Origin of the sequence: Burkholderia sp. MSMB1826 (genome assembly GCF_001526325.1) — a bacterium.
Lineage (GTDB): Bacteria > Pseudomonadota > Gammaproteobacteria > Burkholderiales > Burkholderiaceae > Burkholderia.
In genome coordinates, this window is record NZ_LOYN01000032.1 from 72811 (window position 1) to 89031 (window position 16221).

Sequence of the window (16221 nt, forward strand, 5' to 3'; positions counted from 1 at the left end):
GTAAATGGATTGCTCGCCCATGGCAGGTTGTTTCAGTGCGTAACATTAAGTCATTGTCATATTGAGATAAACCCTGAGGATGGTATGCTTCGTGCACAAAAATTCCCACATTGGAGTGAGACCGCGATTTGTGCGCCATTGCCGGGAATCGCGGCACCGTGAAAGTGCGGTGTCGCCCGGTATGCACAACGCCGGATAACCATAATGTGCAACCTGGCCGCCCCGCGACGTGTCGCGACGGCGCCGCCAATCGCAGCCCCGGCCTGGCTGCGTGGAGAGATCGACTATGTTCTTCGATGAGCTTAACGATGAAGAGTGGTTTCGCCTTTCAGCGCTGATCGCCGATGAACCCATCCGGCTGAACCGTCGCGGGCGTCCGCGCGCCGAACCGCGCGTCGTCGCCAACGCGGTGCTCTGGATCCTGACGACCGGGGAAGCCTGGTCAAAGCTGCCCGGTCGCTATCCATCCGGGCCGACGTGCCGCCGCCGCTACGAAGAGTGGCTCGCGAACGGCACGCTGCTGAAGATGATCGACGTGCTGACCCAGTTCAGCGGGCGCACGTTCGCGTATATCCCGCCGCCGCCCGTCGCGGTCGCGCCGGCCCGCCGCGCGGAGCCCGTGCCCGACAACGACCGTTTGCGCGGCGTGTTCTGGCAAAACCCCGAGTCGTGGCAATTGCCGGTTGCGCAGGCAAACGTTTGGCCGGGCGAGGGTGCGTCGCTGAGCACGATGCGGGACGACCAGGTGGACGGCCGCTCCGGCGTGTCGTTCACGGTGCCCGGCGCGCCGGCCACGGAGCTGCGCCATGTGCGGGCGTCGGCGGCGAGCTTCGCCGCGGCCGAGCCGCAGGTCGACGAGTATCGCGGCTATACGATCAGCGGGATCGCGCAGCCCGTGCAGAACCTGATGTATCGCGCGTGGGCCGAGATCTCGCAGGACGACCGGCGCGTCGAGCGCTCGGGCCTGATCGGCCCGCGCTTCACCGACGCCGAGGAAGCCGAGCAGTACGCGCTCGACTGGGCACGCCAGTGGATCGATCGCCACGGTGCGAGCGACGCGCCGGCGCGCGAGCCGCAGGGCGAAGTGTTGGCCGGCTTGTCGGCGCTGGCGCGCGCGGAGTCGGACATCAAGCGCTTCATCGCCGAGCGTCGCGCGGGCGCGTTGTCGGAAAGCCGCAACGATCCCGTGCAGTCGGAACGTCGCGAATACGAGTACCGCGTGGGCTGATCGCCGTTTCCGTGCCACGCGCGGGCCGTCGTGCGCCACGACGCCCGCGCGCCAGTCCGGTGTCTCCTTCGGTGTCTCCATGTCTGCCTCGCTCGGGCGCCGCTGTCGAGGCGGCGCCCTTTCGTGCATGACGGCGCCGCGTTACTGTCTGCCGTAGGTATCGTCGAAGCGGACGATGTCGTCCTCGCCGAGATACGCGCCCGACTGCACTTCGATCAGCTCGAGCGGCATCTTGCCCGGGTTCTCCAGGCGATGCGATACGCCGAGCGGAATGTACGTCGATTCGTTTTCGGACAGCAGGAACGTTTCGTCGCCGCGCGTGATGCGCGCGGTGCCACGCACGACGATCCAGTGCTCGGCGCGGTGGTGGTGCATCTGCAGCGACAGTTGCGCGCCCGGCTTCACGACGATGCGTTTCACCTGGAAGCGCTCGCCCATGTCGACCGAGTCGTAGTGGCCCCACGGACGATGCACCTTGCGGTGGTCGGTCGCTTCGGAGCCCTGTCGCGCCTTGATGTGCCCGACGATCTTCTTCACGTCCTGCACGCGCGATTTGTCCGCGACGAGCACGGCGTCGGGCGTTTCGACGACGACCAGGTTCTGCGTGCCGACGCAGGCGACGAGCCGGCTTTCCGAGTGCGCGAACGTCGATTCGGCGCCTTCGAACAGCACGTGGCCGCGGCCGACGTTGCCGGTTTCGTCCTTCGGCGAGATCTGCCAGATCGCATCCCACGAGCCGACGTCCGACCAGCCCGCGTCGAGCGGCACGACGACGCTCTCGCACAGTTGCGGCTGGCTCGCGAGCGGTTCCATCACCGCGTAGTCGATCGAGTTCGACGGCGACGCGGCGAATGCGTCGCGATCGACGCGGAAGAAGTCGCCGTCTTCCTTGCCCTGCGCGACGGCCTGTTCGCAGGCCGCGTAGATTGCGGGCTCGAGCTGCCGGATCGCCTTCAGCCAGACCGACGCGCGCACGATGAAGATCCCGCTGTTCCACCAGTATTCGCCCGACGCGACGTACTGCTGCGCGAGTTCGAGGTGCGGCTTCTCGACGAAACGGTCGAGGCGGCGTACGTCGAGGGGGCCGGTTGCGGCGTCGCCGAGCGGCGCGCCGACGCGGATGTAGCCGTAGCCGGTTTCCGCGTGCTTCGGCACGATGCCCATCGTCGCGATCTTGCCTTGCGCGGCGCAGTGCACGCCGGCCGCGACGGCCGCGTGAAAGCGCGGCACGTCCGCGACCGCATGGTCGGCAGGCATCACGGTCATCACCGCGTCGTTGCCGCCGGCGACGAGCCGCAGCGCGGCGAGCGTCAGCGCGGGCGCAGTGTCGCGACCGAGCGGCTCGAGCATGATCGTCGCGTGCTTGGCCGTCAGGCGCAGTTGCTCGGCGGTCGTGAAGCGGTGATCTTCCCCGCAGACGATCAGCACGTCGTCGTTGAGCGGATGATCGGCCGTCAGGCCGTCGAGGCGCAGCGCGGTGGACTGCAGCAGCGAGTGATCGCCGAGCAGGCCGATCAGCTGTTTCGGAAAACGCTCGCGCGACATCGGCCACAGGCGCGTGCCGGAACCGCCGGCGAGAATCACGGGCTGCACGGCGAGACGCGTGCCGGCCGCGGGGGCGGCGGAAGTAGAAGGGCGCGTTTCGGCGGCCACTGCCGGAGCATTCATGATGACACTCTCCACGGTTGAAGTCGGTGCCTGTCGTTGTAGCATGAAGTAAATCGACAATAAAACCGGACCCAATGCCGGATATCCGTCAGGCATGCGTACGGAAGAATTTTCCGCGATAGCACCGGCCGGAAATAAAAAAATAAAAAATAATTCCGGGCGCCGGCCGGACGCGACCGCCCGCAAAGGGCGGCCGGGAAGCGTAAAGATTCCGAAAAAATCTCCGTTCCCGACCGATTCGGGAAAACCTGCCGATTTAATTAAAAAAGATCGCGGCAAGAATTTCCGATTATTTTTCGAAATACTTGTGCGCTTGAGGAGGAATTTTCTTGTCGCTTCAATAGCGTCATGCAACGTTTGAATCGAATGCGCGGCATGGGCTGCGCAAGGCGCTGTTCGGCAAACGCCTGTTCAAAGAAGAGGAAACAGACATGTTGAGCGTGCTGGCGAGAGTCATCGATATCGCGATGGTCGTGACGGGTGCGCTGATCGCGGCCGCGTTGCACGACGGCAGCATCGGGCTCAGCGACCTGCAGCGCACGACGGTGCTGTTCGATTGCCTGCTGGTCGTCGTGTTCTTTCCGGCCGTCGGCATCTACCAGTCGTGGCGCGGCAAGCGTCTCGTCGGGCTGGTGGTCCGCGTTGCGTTCGCGTGGCTCGCCGTGGAGCTCGCGGGCATCCTGCTGAGTTTCAGCTTTCACCAGTCGGGCGACCTGTCGCGGCTGTGGCTGGGTTACTGGGCGCTCGCGACGACGGCGCTGCTCGCGGGCTCGAAAGCCTGCGTGCACGTGGTGCTGCGGCAATTGCGCCGCGGCGGCTACAACCTGAAGGCGGTCGCGATCGTCGGCGGCACGCCGGCGGCACGGCGGCTGATCGCGCAGATGCGGGCGCGGCCGGAAGCCGGCTTCAACCCGGTGTGCGTGTACGACGAAAGCGAGGCGCCGGGCGAAGTCGCGCTCGACGACGTGCGTATCGAGCGGCAGTTCGAATCGCTGGTGTGGCTGGTGCGCAGCCGCGCGATCAGCGAGCTGTGGCTCACGCTGCCGATCACGGAGGAGCGTCGGATTCACGAGATCGTGACGGTGTTCCGCCACGACTTCGTGAACATCCGCTTCATTCCGGACGTGCGCACGCTGTCGTTCTTCAACCAGGAAGTGGTCGAGGTGCTCGGCGTGCCGGCGATCAATCTCGCGGCGTCGCCGATCACCGACGTGCGGATCCTGCCGAAGTTCGTGTTCGACCGGCTGTTCGCGCTGGCGGCGCTCACGGCGCTCGCGCCGGTGATGGTGCTGATCGCGGCCCTGATCAAGCTGACCTCGCGCGGGCCGGTGTTCTTTCGGCAAAAGCGCAAGGGCATCGACGGGCACGAGTTCGAGATCTACAAGTTTCGCTCGATGAAGGTGCATCAGGAAGTGGCCGGGCAGGTCACGCAGGCAACGAAGAACGACTCGCGCGTGACGCCGGTCGGCCGGTTCCTGCGGCGCACGAGCCTCGACGAGCTGCCGCAGTTCATCAACGTGCTGAAGGGCGAGATGTCGGTGGTGGGCCCGCGCCCGCATGCGCTCGCGCACGACGACATCTACAAGGATCTGGTCAAGGGCTACATGTTCCGCTACCGGATCAAGCCGGGCATCACCGGGTGGGCGCAGATCAACGGCTTTCGCGGCGAGACCGACCAGATCGAGAAGATGATGGGCCGCGTGAAGCTCGACCTGTACTACATGCAGAACTGGTCGTTCTGGCTCGACATCAAGATCGTCGTGCTGACGCTGTGGAAAGGCTTCACCGGCAGCAACGCGTACTGACACCGACGCGCCGCGTCACGCAGGCATTCCGGTTTTCCGAATTTCGAATCATTGGTCAAGGGGTCCGACACATCATGAATCTGACTATCATCGGCAGCGGTTACGTAGGGCTTGTCACCGGCGCCTGTCTCGCCGACATCGGGCACGACGTGTTCTGTCTCGACGTCGACCAGGCAAAGATCGACATCCTGAACGGCGGCGGCGTGCCGATCCACGAGCCGGGCCTGAAGGAAGTGATCGCGCGCAACCGTTCGGCCGGCCGCCTGCGCTTCTCGACCGACGTCGAGGCCGCGGTCGCGCACGGCGACGTGCAGTTCATCGCGGTCGGCACGCCGCCCGACGAGGACGGCTCGGCCGACCTGCAATACGTGCTCGCGGCGGCGCGCAACATCGGCCGCTACATGACCGGCTTCAAGGTGATCGTCGACAAGTCGACGGTGCCGGTCGGCACGGCCGAGCGCGTGCGCGCGGCGGTCGCCGAGGAGCTCGCGAAGCGCGGCGGCGACCAGATGTTCTCGGTCGTGTCGAATCCGGAATTCCTGAAGGAAGGCGCGGCCGTCGACGATTTCACGCGGCCGGACCGCATCGTGATCGGCTGCGACGACGACGTGCCGGGCGAGCGCGCCCGCGAGCTGATGAAGAAGCTCTACGCGCCGTTCAACCGCAATCACGAGCGCACGCTGTACATGGACGTGCGTTCGGCCGAGTTCACGAAATACGCGGCGAACGCGATGCTCGCGACGCGCATCTCGTTCATGAACGAACTGGCGAACCTCGCCGACCGCTTCGGCGCGGACATCGAGGCCGTGCGCCGCGGGATCGGCTCCGATCCGCGCATCGGCTACCACTTCCTGTACGCCGGCTGCGGCTACGGCGGCTCGTGCTTCCCGAAGGACGTCGAGGCGCTGATCCGCACCGCCGACGAGCACGGCCAGTCGCTGCAGATCCTGAAGGCGGTGTCGTCGGTCAACGCGACGCAAAAGCGCGTGCTCGCCGACAAGATCGTCGCGCGTTTCGGCGAGGACCTGACCGGCCGCACGTTCGCGCTGTGGGGCCTCGCGTTCAAGCCGAACACCGACGACATGCGCGAGGCGCCGAGCCGCGAGCTGATCGCCGAGCTGCTGTCGCGCGGCGCGCGCGTCGCCGCCTACGACCCGGTCGCACAGCAGGAAGCGCGCCGCGTGATCGCGCTCGATCTCGCCGATCACCCGAGCTGGCTCGAGCGCCTGACCTTCGTCGACGACGAGGCGCAGGCCGCGCGAGACGCCGACGCGCTCGTGATCGTCACCGAATGGAAGGCGTTCAAGAGCCCCGACTTCGTCGCGCTCGGCCGCCTGTGGAAGACGCCCGTGATCTTCGACGGCCGCAACCTGTACGAGCCGGAGACGATGAGCGAGCAGGGCATCGAGTACCACCCGATCGGCCGGCCGGGCTCGCGCCAGGCCGTCGCCGCCCGCGTGCCGGGCGCCGTGCGCGCCGGCGCGTAACCCGTTTTCCGTCACTCGTTACGAGACGCCATGTTCCGGAACATCCTGATCGTCTGCCACGCGAACGTCTGCCGCAGCCCGGCGGCGGAAATGCTGTTCAAGTCGCACGCCGCGTCGCGCGGCGGCCCGCGCCCGACGTTCCATTCGGCCGGCGTGCACGCGAACGACGGCGACGGCATCGATCCGGTGATGCGGAAACTGCTGGCCGAGCGGGGCGTCGATGCGACGACCCATCGCTCGCGGCGGCTGTCGCGCCGGATCGTGCGCGACGCCGACCTGATTCTCGTCAGCGAGCGCGATCAGATCAAGGCCGTCGAATCGGTCGATCCGTTCGCGCGCGGCAAGGTCCACCTGCTGGGCAAGTGGGAGGACGCCGAGATCGCGGACCCGCATGGCGGCCCCGAGGCCGACTATCGCGAGAGCTACTCATTGATCGAACGTCTGGTTCAAGGATGGCTGCAAAAACTATGCTGAAACGTCCCATGCGCCCGCTGGCGCTCGCCGTCGCGCTGACGACCTTCCTGTCGGCCTGCGCAACCGCGCCCGGCAACTACCTCGACTCGTCGAACCTGAAGGACGACGGCCGGCAGGAAGCGGCCGAGACCTATCCGGTTCATTACATCGACGCCAAAGTGGTGATGGATCAGCTGCAGAAAGCGCAGGTCGACCATCCGCTGCCGCCCGGGCGCTTTACCGATCCGTCGCAGTACACGTATCGCGTCGGTCCGCAGGACATTCTCGGCGTCACCGTGTGGGATCACCCGGAGCTGACGACGCCGCAGGGCCAGTCGTTCTCGAGCGGCGGCAACACGACGCAATCGGTCGCGGGCGCGCTGCAGCAGCCGTATACGACCGCGCTGCCGGGTCAGGCCGATCCGTACGGCCAGACCGTGGCCGCCGACGGCACGATCTTCTTCCCGTTCGTCGGCCGCATCCGCGTGGCGGGCAAGACGGTCGCGCAGATCCGCGACGAGATGGCGTCCAGCCTGGCGCGCTACGTGAAGAACCCGCAGCTCGACGTGCGCGTGCTGTCGTTCCGCAGCCAGAAGGTGCAGGTGACGGGCGAGGTGAAGCAGCCGGGCCCGCTCGCGGTGAGCGACGTGCCGCTGACGCTGGTCGACGCGATCTCGCGCTCGGGCGGCTCGACCGCCGAGGCCGACCTGCAGCGCGTGCGGCTCACGCGCGACGGCAAGCTGTACACGCTCGATGCGAACGGCGTGCTCGATCGCGGCGAGGTGAAGCAGAACGTGATGCTGCAGCCGGGCGACATCGTCAACGTGCCGGACCGCAGCGACAGCCGCGTGTTCATCATGGGCGAGGTCAAGACGCCGGTCACGGTGCCGATGCTCAAGGGCAAGCTGACCATCGCCGATGCGCTGACGGCCGGCGGCGGCATCCTCGACACCGACGCGAACCCGCGCAAGATTTACGTGATGCGCGGGATGCGCGACAACCCGACGAAGCCCGAAGTGTTCCGTCTCGACATGACGCAGCCCGACGCGCTGATGCTGTCGAGCCGCTTCCCGCTTCAACCGCTCGACGTCGTCTACGTCAGCACGGCCGGCTCGGTGCAGTTCAACCGCGTGCTGCAGCAGGTGCTGCCGACGATCCAGACGATCTTCTACATGCGGCAAATCACGCGCTGATAGCCCGCCGGGGCGGCGTCCGCCCCCCGGCACCACTCAAGCGGGAACGAATGGTGAACACGCAAGCGAAACACTCCTACGCGGACCTGACCGCGAAAACCGAGGAAGAGGACGTCGTTCTCGGCCAGTTGCTCCAGGTCATCATGGACGACATCTGGCTGCTGCTCGGCATCGCGGTGACGGTCGTCGCGCTCGCCGGCCTCTATTGCTTCATCGCGAAGCCGGTCTACCAGGCGGACGTGCACGTGCGGGTCGAGGGCAACGACAACACGTCGCAGGCGCTCACGCAGACGCAAACGGGTGCGTCGATCAACAGCGGCCCGCAGCAGGCGCCGACCGATGCGGAAATCGAGATCATCAAGAGCCGCGGCGTCGTCACGCCGGTCGTCGAGCAGTTCAAGCTGAACTTCTCGGTCGCGCCGAAGACGCTGCCGGTGATCGGCAGCCTCGCCGCGCGCCTCGCGACGCCGGGCCAGCCGTCGCGGCCGTGGCTCGGCCTGAAGTCGTATGCGTGGGGCGGCGAAGTCGCCGACGTCGACTCGATCAGCGTCGTGCCGGCGCTCGAAGGCAAGAAGCTGACGCTGACGGCCGGCCCGAACGGCACTTATTCGCTGGTCGACGCGAACGGTACGCGACTGCTGGCGGGCCGCGTCGGGGAATCGGCGCAGGGCGGCGGCGTGACGCTGCTCGTGCAGAAGCTCGTCGCGCGTCCCGGCACGCAGTTCACGGTGGTCCGCTACAACGATCTCGACGCGATCACCGGTTTCCAGTCGGGCATCCAGGTGACCGAACAGGGCAAGCAGACGGGCGTCGTGCAGATCTCGCTCGAAGGCAAGGACCCGGACCAGACCGCCGCGATCGCGAACGCGCTCGCGCAGTCGTACCTGAACCAGCACGTGATCGCGAAGCAGGCAGAAGCGACCAAGATGCTCGACTTCCTGAAGGGCGAGGAGCCGCGCCTGAAGGCCGATCTCGAGCGCGCGGAAGCCGCGTTGACGCAGTACCAGCGCACGTCGGGCTCGATCAACGCGAGCGACGAAGCGAAGGTCTACCTCGAAGGCAGCGTGCAGTACGAACAGCAGATCGCCGCGCAGCGCCTGCAGCTCGCGTCGCTCGCGCAGCGCTTCACCGATTCGCACCCGATGGTGATTGCGGCGAAGCAGCAGCTCGCGGAGCTGCAGGGCGAGAAGGACAAGTTCAGCAACCGCTTCCGCAGCCTGCCGGCGACCGAAGTGAAGGCGGTCCAGCTCCAGCGCGACGCGAAGGTCGCCGAGGACATCTACGTCCTGCTGCTGAACCGCGTGCAGGAGTTGTCGGTGCAGAAGGCCGGCACGGGCGGCAACATCCACCTCGTCGATTCGGCGCTGCGCCCGGGCGATCCGATCAAGCCGAAGAAGGCGCTGATCCTGTCGGCCGCCGTGTTCCTGGGGCTGATCCTCGGCACCGGCGTCGTGTTCCTGCGCCGCAACCTGTTCCAGGGCATCGAGGATCCGGACCGCGTCGAGCGTACGTTCAACCTGCCGCTGTACGGGCTCGTCCCGCAGAGCGCCGAGCAGGTGAAGCTCGATGCCGCGGCCGAGAAGGGCGGCACTCGTGCACGGCCGATCCTCGCGAGCCTGCGTCCGAAGGACCTGAGCGTCGAAAGCATGCGCAGCCTGCGCACCGCGATGCAGTTCGCGATGATGGACGCGAAGAACCGCGTGATCGTGCTGACCGGCCCGACGCCGGGCATCGGCAAGAGCTTCCTGACGGTCAACCTCGCGGTGCTGCTCGCCCATTCGGGCAAGCGCGTGCTGCTGATCGACGCCGACATGCGCCGCGGGATGCTCGACCGCTACTTCGGCCTCACCTCGCAGCCGGGGCTGTCGGAGCTGCTGAGCGACCAGTCCTCGCTCGAGGACGCGATCCGGGAGACGCCGGTGCAGGGCCTGTCGTTCATCGCGGCCGGCACGCGCCCGCCGAACCCGTCGGAGCTGCTGATGTCGACGCGCCTGCCGCAATACCTCGAAGGCCTCGGCAAGCGCTACGACGTCGTGCTGATCGATTCGCCGCCGGTGCTCGCGGTGACCGACGCGACCATCATCGGCCGCATGGCCGGCGCCACCTTCCTGGTACTGCGCTCGGGCATGCATACGGAAGGCGAGATCGCCGACGCGATCAAGCGCCTGCGCACCGCGGGCGTCGATCTGGAAGGCGGGATCTTCAATGGCGTGCCGCCGAAGGCGCGCGGCTACGGCCGCGGCTATGCGGCCGTGCACGAATACCTGAGCGCTTGATCGCATTGCACGACACCGGGCCGGCGCGCGCCGCATCGGCCCGGCCGAATGGAGAACCCTCGATGAAAATTTCCGTGCTCGTTCCGACCTACCGGCGTCCCGCCGACCTCGCGCGCTGCCTGCTGGCGCTGCAGCGGCAGCAGCGGCTGCCCGACGAGGTGATCGTCGTCGCGCGCCCGGAGGACGACGCCACGCACGAACGGCTCGCCGATCCGGCGGTCGGCGGCGCGCTGCCGCTGCGCATCGTGCCGGTCGACGTGGCGGGGCAGGTCGCCGCGCTGAACAAGGGGCTCGACGCGTCGACCGGCGACATCGTCGCGATCACCGACGACGATGCGGCGCCGCGCCCCGACTGGCTCGCGCGCATCGAAGCCGCATTCCTGTCCAACCCGCGCGTGGGCGCGGTCGGCGGCCGCGACTGGGTGCACGAAAAAGGCCGCCTGCTCGACGAATCGCGCGAGCAGGTCGGCCAGCTCACGCTGTCGGGCAAGATCATCGGCAATCATCACCTCGGCGTCGGCGGCGCACGCGAAGTCGACATGCTGAAAGGCGCGAACATGAGCTACCGCCGCGCCGCGATCGAACGGCTGCGCTTCGACACGCGGCTGCGCGGCGCAGGCGCGCAGGTGCACAACGACATGGCGTTCAGCATGGAAGTGCAGCGCGCGGGCTGGACGCTGCTGTACGACCCGGCGATCGCCGTCGATCATTTCCCGGCCGAGCGCTTCGACGACGACCGTCGCGATGCGGCCTCGCTGAACGCGATCAGCAACGGCGCATACAACCTGCAACTGACGCTGCGCGAGCATCTGCCGCCGCTACGGCGCGAGATCGCGTGGTGGTGGTGGACGCTGATCGGCACGCGCGTCTATCCGGGCTTCGCTCACGTGCTGCTGTCGCTGCCCACCGCGCGGCGCGCCCGCGTGCTCGCGCACTGGCGCGCGGTGCGCCGCGGCGCGCGCGATGCGCGCCGCACGAACCTCGCCCCCCACCGCGCGGCGATGCCGCCGGTGACGTCTTGAACGGCCTGCGCGCAGTGCGCGCGGCCACGCCCGGAGGGCTCGCATGACCATGAAGGATGCAACGAAAGTTCACGTCCATTTGTTCTATGGCGCCGATCCGCGTACCTACCGGAAAGGCGACGACATCGGCTGCCTGTACGGCTATCACCACGCCGAATCCGACGAGTTCCGGCTGACCTATTCGCAGGACGGCCGCGAGAACCGCGTCGTGAGCATCGCGCGCCGTGCGCTGAAGGCGGCGCTCGGCTTCGACGTCGTGCATGCGTGGCGCAACCGCGCGGCGCTGCTCGATACCGACGTGATCTGGACCCACACCGAGCAGGAGCATCTGGCCGCCGCGCTGATCCTGAAGCTCGCCGGCGCGCAGGGCAAGCGCCCGCTGCTGCTTGCGCAGAGCGTGTGGCTGTTCGACAAATGGAACAGCTTCGGCGGCCCGCGCCGCTGGCTGTACCGCAAGCTGCTCGCGCGCGCCGACGCGCTGACCACGCTGGCTCGCGACAACGCCGACCTGTGCCGCCGCTACCTCGGGCGCGAAGCCGAGTTCGTCTATTACGGGCTGAACACGCAGGACTTTCCGCCGGTCGAGCCGCAGCAATGGAAACCGAACCGGCCGCTGCGGATCGCGGCGATCGGCAACGACCGCGACCGCGACTGGCGCACGTTCCTCGCCGCGTTCGGCGGCGACGCGCGCTACGACGTGCGGCTCGCGACGCGCCGCCGCGTGCCGCGCGAGTGGCACGCGCCGAACGTGAAGATCGGCCCGGCGGCGGGGCTCGCGAAGCAGCACGAGCTGTACGCGTGGGCCGACGTGATCGTCGTGCCGCTGCGGCCGAATTTCCACGCGTCGGGCATCACGGTGATGCTCGAGGCGGCGGCCGTCGGCAAGCCGATGATCGTGTCCGACGTGGGCGGCCTGAGCGACTACTTCCCGCACGATACGGCCGCCTATGTGCCGGCGTTCGACGCGCAGGCGATGCGCCAGGCCGCCGATCGCTTCGTCGCCGACCCGGTGGCGGCGCTCGACTGCGCGCGGGCGGCCGCCGCGTGCCTGCGCGAACGCGACCTGACCACGCAGGCGTTCGCCGAGCAGCACGTGCGGATTACGCGCGACATGCTGCGCCGGCGCCGCACACCCGCGGCGGCCGGCGTGGCGATGCCGCTCGCCGATTCGCGTCCGTCGTCGCAGTGAGCTCGGATCGATGAGTACGATTGCCGCCGAACGCGCACCGTCGCGCCCCCGCAGCCGGTTCGCCGAGCCGAAGCACTGGGCCGGGCAGGCCGGGCTGTGGACGTTCACCGCCGCGCTGATCGCCGTCCACCAGGGCAAGGTGCTGACGCTCGCGTTCCCGGTGCTGGCCATCGGGGTGGGCGTCTGGCTGTATTTCAAGAGCCCGGCGCGCTATGTCGGCTTCATGTGGTGGGTGTGGTTCCTGAGCCCGGAAGTGCGGCGCCTGGCCGACTGGTCGAAGGGCGCGTTCACGCCGACGAGCCTGATCCAGGTCGCGCCGCTCGCGGTGACGATGATCGCCGGCTTCGGGCTGCTCAGGCATTACCGCGTGCTCGCGCAGCGGCGCGGGATTCCGGTGCTGCTGATCCTGTTCGGGCTCGTGTATGCGTATCTCGTCGGGATCGTGTCGAGCGGCGTGATGGCCGCGACCTACGACCTCGCGAACTGGCTGTACCCGATCCTGATCGGCTTTCACATCATGGTGAACGCGCGCAACTATCCGGAGTACCGCGACGTGCTGCTGTCCACCTTCATGTGGGGCATGCTCGTGATGGGCGTGTACGGCGTCGTGCAGTATTTCGTGATGCCGCAGTGGGACGTGCTGTGGATGGTCGGCTCGCAGATGGGTTCGCAGGGCGAGCCGGTGCCGTACGGCGTGCGCGTGTTCAGCACGATGAATTCGTCCGGACCGTTCGCGTTCGCGATGATGGGCGCGCTGGTGTTCGTGCTGGTTGCGCCGCAGAAGATCCGCTGGTTCGCGGGCGCGGCGGGCTTCGTGTCGTTCGCGCTGTGTCTCGTGCGCTCGACCTGGGGCGGCTGGGTGATCGCGCTCGCGATCCAGCTCGTGCAATCGAGCAACCGCGTGCGGATGCGGATCCTGATCAGCGGCGTCGTGCTGGTCGGGCTGTGCGTGCCGCTCCTGACGGTCGGGCCGGTGGCCGACCGGCTCGGCCAGCGCCTGCAGTCGATCGCGAACCTGAAGGACGACCGCAGCTACGACGATCGCAACAAGTTCTACGCGACCTTCGCGCAGACGGCGTTCACCGACGTCGCCGGCGAAGGGATGGGCGCGACCGGCGCGTCCACGAAGCTGTCGAGCGACAGCGGCGAGCTCGGCAAGTACGGCAGCTTCGACAGCGGCGTGATGAACGTGCCGTTCGTGCTCGGCTGGCCCGGCACGCTGCTGTATCTCGCGGGCGTCGTGATGCTGTTCGGCCGCACGCTGCGCGCGGCGTTCAAGCTGCGCAAGGACAAGTTCGTCGGCGCGTGCCTGAGCCTGTGCCTGTCGACCTTCGCGATGCTCGTGTTCACGAACTCGCTGATCGGCACCGGCGGCCTGCTGATGTTCACGGCCATTTTTTCGATACTTGCCGCGGCGCACTGGCAGAAGGCGCAACGCCTGCTGGTCGCCGCGCGTTCACGGGGAGGCGACCATTGAGAATCGCGATCGTCACGCACGTCGTGCGACATAACGACGGGCAGGGCCGCGTCAATTACGAAATCGCGCGCGCGGCGCTGGCCGAAAACTACGAGGTCACACTGGTCGCGTCGCACGTCGCACCCGAGCTGCTGGCCGACCCGCGCGTGCGCTGGGTGCCGGTGAAGGTCGGCGGCTTCTGGCCGTCGAATCTCGTCAAGCAGCAGGTGTTCGCGCTGAAAAGCGCGGCGTGGCTGCGCGCGCACCGCGGCGAATACGACGTGCTGCACGTGAACGGCTTCATCTCGTGGATCAAGGCCGACGTGAATACCGCGCACTTCGTGCACGGCGGCTGGTTCAAGAGTCCGTACTATCCGTTCGGGCTGACGAAGGGGCTGTGGTCGGCCTACCAGTACGTCTATACGCGCGTGAACACCGCGCTCGAGCGCTGGGCCTACCGGCGCTCGCGCGCGATCACGGCCGTGTCGCAGAAGGTGGCCGACGAAATCGCCGGGCTCGGCATCGACAGCCGCAAGATCAGCGTGATCTACAACGGCGTCGACGGCAGCGCGTTCGCGGGCGCCCAGGCCGACCGTGCGGCGTTCAAGCTGCCGGACGACGCGTTCCTGCTGCTGTTCGTCGGCGACCTGCGCACGCCTCGCAAGAACCTCGGCACGGTGCTGAAGGCGCTGACGAAGCTGCCGCCCAACGTTCACCTCGCGGTGGCCGGCTACTTGCCCGGCAGCCCGTATCCCGACGAAGCGCGCGCGCTCGGCATCGATTCGCGCGTGCATTTCCTCGGGCTCGTGAAGAACATGCCGACGCTGATGCGCTCGGTCGACGCGTATGTCTTTCCGTCGCGCTACGAAGCGATGAGCCTGTCGCTGCTGGAGGCGATGGCGGCCGGGCTGCCGGTCGTCACCGCGCGCACGGCGGGCGGCGCGGAAATCATCACGCGCGAATGCGGGATCGTGCTGGAGGATCCGGACGATCCGGCCGCGCTCGCGCAGGCGATCGGCTCGCTCGCGGCGTCGCGCGACACCTGTCGCGCGATGGGCGATGCGGCCCGCGAACTGATGACCCGTTTCGGCTGGGCGCACATGGGCGCCCAGTACGTCGCGCTTTACCGGCGCATCGGCCAACCCACGCAGCCGTCCGCCTTCGCGCGGGCCGAGCATGCGATCACGCAGGAGCAACCGTGATGTCCCAATCTTCCCGGCCGATCAAATCGTTGCAGATCGGCATGCACTGGTTCCCCGAACGCGCGGGCGGCCTCGACCGGATGTACTACTCGCTCGTCGGCGCGCTGCCCGGCGCGGGCGTCGAGGTGCGCGGGCTCGTCGCCGGCTCGCCGAAGGTCGCCGACGACACGGGCGGGGCGATCCAGGGCTTCGGGCCTGCGTCGCAGCCGCTCGCGCGGCGGATGCTCGCCGCGCGGCGCGCGCTGCGCGACGAGATCCGCAGCGAGCGTCCGGACGTGATTTCGTCGCACTTCGCGCTGTACACGTTTCCGGGCCTCGACGTGACGCGCGGGATTCCGCAGGTCTCGCACTTCCAGGGGCCGTGGGCCGACGAAAGCCAGGTCGAGGGCGCCGCGTCGCTCGGGCAGCGCGCGAAGCGCTATCTCGAACAGGCCGTCTACACGCGCTCGTCGCGGCTGATCGTGCTGTCGCAGGCGTTCGGCCAGATCCTGACGAACCGCTACGGGATCGATCCGTCGCGCGTGCGCGTGATTCCCGGCTGCGTCGATACCGCGCAGTTCGACACGCCGCTCACGCCGGCCGAGGCGCGGCACAAGCTGCAACTGCCGCAGGACCGGCCGATCGTGCTGGCCGTGCGCCGGCTCGTGCGGCGCATGGGACTGGAGGACCTGATCGACGCGATCGGCCTCGTCAAGCGCCGTCACCCGGACGTCCTGCTGCTGATCGCCGGCAAGGGCAAGATCGGCGAGGAACTGCAGCAGCGCATCGACGCAGCCGGGCTGCAGGACAACGTGAAGCTGCTCGGCTTCGTGCCCGACCACCATCTCGCGGCGCTGTACCGCGCGGCGACGGTCAGCGTCGTGCCGACGGTCGCGCTCGAGGGCTTCGGCTTGATCACCGTCGAATCGCTGGCGTCCGGCACGCCGGTGCTGGTCACGCCGGTCGGCGGATTGCCGGAGGCGGTCGCCGGGCTGTCGAACGATCTCGTGCTGCCGTCGACGGGCGCGGATGCGATCGCCGAAGGGCTCGGCGGTGCGCTGTCGGGCGCGATCGCGCTGCCCGACGAGGCCGCGTGCAAGCGCTATGCGCGCGATCATTTCGACAACGCGGTGATCGCGCGGCGCGTGGCCGGCGTCTACGAAGAGGCGATCCGGGCGGCAGGCTGAACGCCTGCGGCGCGCAGCGCGCGCGCCGAACCGAACGCCCGGCCGGCGCGCGTGCGCGGCCGGTTCGCGTGCCGGC

The 16221-nt window shown here is 68.0% G+C and carries 13 protein-coding genes; 12 read left to right on the forward strand and 1 reads right to left on the reverse strand.

The features are described from left to right. Nucleotides 1-286 precede the first annotated feature (286 nt). A complete protein-coding gene (locus WS95_RS20580) occupies nucleotides 287-1228 on the forward strand; it encodes a transposase (RefSeq protein ID WP_059825415.1) in 942 nt (313 codons plus the stop codon). Nucleotides 1229-1369: 141 nt separating this feature from the next. On the opposite strand, the gene WS95_RS20585 is transcribed toward WS95_RS20580, so the two are convergent. Continuing rightward, nucleotides 1370-2896 carry a mannose-1-phosphate guanylyltransferase/mannose-6-phosphate isomerase gene (locus WS95_RS20585; RefSeq protein ID WP_059784143.1) on the reverse strand — a complete coding sequence of 509 codons (1527 nt, stop codon included), beginning with the start codon at nucleotides 2894-2896 and terminating at the stop codon, nucleotides 1370-1372. 94 nt (nucleotides 2897-2990) lie between these two features. Here WS95_RS20585 and WS95_RS34935 point away from each other — a divergent pair, with 94 nt between their 5' ends. From WS95_RS34935 to WS95_RS20635, 11 genes are all read left to right on the forward strand, one after another. Beyond that, nucleotides 2991-3257 carry a hypothetical protein gene (locus tag WS95_RS34935; RefSeq protein ID WP_156444515.1) on the forward strand — a complete coding sequence of 89 codons (267 nt, stop codon included), beginning with the start codon at nucleotides 2991-2993 and terminating at the stop codon, nucleotides 3255-3257. Between the two features lie 70 nt (nucleotides 3258-3327). Then, nucleotides 3328-4701 (forward strand): undecaprenyl-phosphate glucose phosphotransferase, encoded by a 1374-nt coding sequence (locus WS95_RS20590; RefSeq protein WP_034205281.1) that lies wholly within the window; start codon nucleotides 3328-3330, stop codon nucleotides 4699-4701. Between the two features lie 74 nt (nucleotides 4702-4775). Next, nucleotides 4776-6188, forward strand: a complete 1413-nt coding sequence (locus WS95_RS20595; RefSeq protein ID WP_034205280.1) for a UDP-glucose dehydrogenase family protein — start codon at nucleotides 4776-4778, stop codon at nucleotides 6186-6188. A gap of 30 nt (nucleotides 6189-6218) precedes the next feature. After that, nucleotides 6219-6662: a low molecular weight protein-tyrosine-phosphatase gene (locus WS95_RS20600; protein ID WP_034205279.1), complete on the forward strand. Its 444-nt coding sequence runs from the start codon at nucleotides 6219-6221 to the stop codon at nucleotides 6660-6662. Continuing rightward, entirely contained in the window at nucleotides 6656-7834 is a 1179-nt protein-coding gene (locus tag WS95_RS20605) for a polysaccharide biosynthesis/export family protein (RefSeq protein WP_034205278.1), read from the forward strand. The genes WS95_RS20600 and WS95_RS20605 overlap by 7 nt, the downstream gene beginning before the upstream one ends. A 50-nt stretch (nucleotides 7835-7884) precedes the next feature. Continuing rightward, nucleotides 7885-10110, forward strand: coding sequence for a polysaccharide biosynthesis tyrosine autokinase (locus WS95_RS20610; RefSeq protein WP_034205277.1), 2226 nt, complete (start codon nucleotides 7885-7887; stop codon nucleotides 10108-10110). Between the two features lie 62 nt (nucleotides 10111-10172). After that, entirely contained in the window at nucleotides 10173-11132 is a 960-nt protein-coding gene (locus WS95_RS20615) for a glycosyltransferase family 2 protein (RefSeq protein WP_034205276.1), read from the forward strand. Between the two features lie 43 nt (nucleotides 11133-11175). Beyond that, a complete protein-coding gene (locus WS95_RS20620) occupies nucleotides 11176-12321 on the forward strand; it encodes a glycosyltransferase family 4 protein (RefSeq protein WP_034205275.1) in 1146 nt (381 codons plus the stop codon). 10 nt (nucleotides 12322-12331) lie between these two features. Further along, on the forward strand, nucleotides 12332-13798 hold the full coding sequence (locus tag WS95_RS20625; RefSeq protein WP_059784132.1) for an O-antigen ligase family protein: 1467 nt from the start codon (nucleotides 12332-12334) through the stop codon (nucleotides 13796-13798). Next, nucleotides 13795-14979 (forward strand): glycosyltransferase family 4 protein, encoded by a 1185-nt coding sequence (locus tag WS95_RS20630; RefSeq protein ID WP_034205273.1) that lies wholly within the window; start codon nucleotides 13795-13797, stop codon nucleotides 14977-14979. The genes WS95_RS20625 and WS95_RS20630 overlap by 4 nt, the downstream gene beginning before the upstream one ends. Further along, nucleotides 14979-16145: a glycosyltransferase family 4 protein gene (locus WS95_RS20635; RefSeq protein ID WP_059784129.1), complete on the forward strand. Its 1167-nt coding sequence runs from the start codon at nucleotides 14979-14981 to the stop codon at nucleotides 16143-16145. The genes WS95_RS20630 and WS95_RS20635 overlap by 1 nt, the downstream gene beginning before the upstream one ends. The last annotated feature ends 76 nt before the right edge of the window (nucleotides 16146-16221 follow it).

Excerpts from the sequence above, each read along its gene's own strand:
- WS95_RS20600 (WP_034205279.1), top strand. The coding sequence starts at position 6,219 with ATGTTCCGGAACATCCTGATCGTCTGCCACGCGAACGTCTGCCGCAGC.
- WS95_RS20620 (WP_034205275.1), top strand. The coding sequence starts at position 11,176 with ATGACCATGAAGGATGCAACGAAAGTTCACGTCCATTTGTTCTATGGC.
- WS95_RS20605 (WP_034205278.1), top strand. The coding sequence starts at position 6,656 with ATGCTGAAACGTCCCATGCGCCCGCTGGCGCTCGCCGTCGCGCTGACG.
- WS95_RS20615 (WP_034205276.1), top strand. The coding sequence starts at position 10,173 with ATGAAAATTTCCGTGCTCGTTCCGACCTACCGGCGTCCCGCCGACCTC.
- WS95_RS20625 (WP_059784132.1), top strand. The coding sequence starts at position 12,332 with ATGAGTACGATTGCCGCCGAACGCGCACCGTCGCGCCCCCGCAGCCGG.
- WS95_RS20610 (WP_034205277.1), top strand. The coding sequence starts at position 7,885 with ATGGTGAACACGCAAGCGAAACACTCCTACGCGGACCTGACCGCGAAA.
- WS95_RS34935 (WP_156444515.1), top strand. The coding sequence starts at position 2,991 with ATGCGTACGGAAGAATTTTCCGCGATAGCACCGGCCGGAAATAAAAAA.
- WS95_RS20595 (WP_034205280.1), top strand. The coding sequence starts at position 4,776 with ATGAATCTGACTATCATCGGCAGCGGTTACGTAGGGCTTGTCACCGGC.
- WS95_RS20590 (WP_034205281.1), top strand. The coding sequence starts at position 3,328 with ATGTTGAGCGTGCTGGCGAGAGTCATCGATATCGCGATGGTCGTGACG.
- WS95_RS20580 (WP_059825415.1), top strand. The coding sequence starts at position 287 with ATGTTCTTCGATGAGCTTAACGATGAAGAGTGGTTTCGCCTTTCAGCG.
- WS95_RS20585 (WP_059784143.1), bottom strand. The coding sequence starts at position 2,896 with ATGAATGCTCCGGCAGTGGCCGCCGAAACGCGCCCTTCTACTTCCGCC.
- WS95_RS20635 (WP_059784129.1), top strand. The coding sequence starts at position 14,979 with ATGTCCCAATCTTCCCGGCCGATCAAATCGTTGCAGATCGGCATGCAC.